The organism is Rhodococcus sp. YH1 (assembly GCF_009939605.1).
Classification (GTDB): Bacteria; Actinomycetota; Actinomycetes; order Mycobacteriales; family Mycobacteriaceae; genus Rhodococcus; species Rhodococcus aetherivorans.
This window is the reverse complement of record NZ_WVTE01000202.1, coordinates 1-539: the sequence shown is the minus strand read 5'-3', so window position 1 is coordinate 539 and position 539 is coordinate 1. Positions and strand designations below refer to the sequence as shown.

General features: G+C 68.8%; 1 protein-coding gene. It reads left to right on the top strand.

Going from position 1 to position 539, the window contains the following annotated elements:
* Positions 1-539: NAD-glutamate dehydrogenase domain-containing protein (locus AIIKEEIJ_RS14770; RefSeq protein WP_161995960.1), on the top strand; the 539-nt coding region annotated here is incomplete at both ends.

Sequence of the window (539 nt, the reverse complement as noted above, 5' to 3'; positions counted from 1 at the left end):
GACTACGACGCGGACCTGATCAGCACCGGCGGCGGGGTGTGGGAGCGCTCGCTCAAGTCCGTCCCGCTCAGCCCCCAGGCCCGTAGCGTGCTCGGACTCGACGACGACGTCACCGAGCTCTCGCCCCCCGAACTGATCCGCGCCATCCTCCGGGCGCCGGTGGACCTGCTGTGGAACGGGGGGATCGGCACCTACATCAAGGCCGCCACCGAAACCGACGCAGACGTCGGCGACAAGGGCAACGACGCGGTCCGCGTCGACGGCGCCACCGTCCGCGCCCGGGTGGTCGGGGAGGGCGGCAACCTCGGCGTCACCCAGCGCGGCCGCATCGAGTACGCCCGGGCCGGCGGCAAGATCAACACCGACGCGATCGACAACTCCGCCGGTGTCGACTGTTCCGACCACGAGGTCAACATCAAGATCCTGCTCGACTCGATGGTCACCGCCGGCGCCCTCACGTCCACCGACCGCAACCCGCTGCTCGAATCCATGACCGAGGAGGTCGGGCGAATCGTTCTGAAGGACAACATGTCCCAGAA